The 375-nt window shown below is 66.1% G+C and carries 1 protein-coding gene; it reads left to right on the top strand.

What is annotated here, in order from left to right; translation table 11 throughout:
• The coding region (gene bamE, locus AB4Z42_RS28475; protein ID WP_442012594.1) for an outer membrane protein assembly factor BamE domain-containing protein at window positions 1–258 on the top strand (258 nt) is incomplete at its 5' end.
• Between the last annotated feature and the right edge of the window lie 117 nt (window positions 259–375).

The following is a 375-nucleotide window of genomic DNA, read 5'->3' as shown; positions in this document are numbered from 1 at the left end:
ACCGTGCGCACCATCGAACAGGTGCTGACGGCCGAGAACTTCCAGCGCGTGCGCCCCGGCATGAGCCAGGACGGCATCCGGCGCATGCTCGGCAAGCCGACCAAGGTGGAGGCGTTCGCGCTGAAGCAGGAGGAGGTGTGGGGCTATCGCTGGCAGGAGTCGCCCGCGGACCGGGCGTTCTTCAACGTCCACTTCAACAGCCAGGGCGTGGTGACCACCACGTCACGCAGCGACGACCCGTCGCGGCAGGGGGGATGAAGTCTTTTCTCCCCTCTCCATTGGGAAGAGGGGAGCGAACACACGGTAGGCGAACTTAGCCGATCCGCATGCCCGGTACCGCGCCGCTGTGCGGTTCCAGGATGTACAGGCCCGGAT

Origin of the sequence: Mycobacterium sp. 2YAF39 (genome assembly GCF_052114565.1) — a bacterium.
GTDB lineage: Bacteria > Actinomycetota > Actinomycetes > Mycobacteriales > Mycobacteriaceae > Mycobacterium.
Note: the sequence above shows the minus strand (reverse complement) of the source record. Positions and strands in the feature narration are given on the sequence as shown.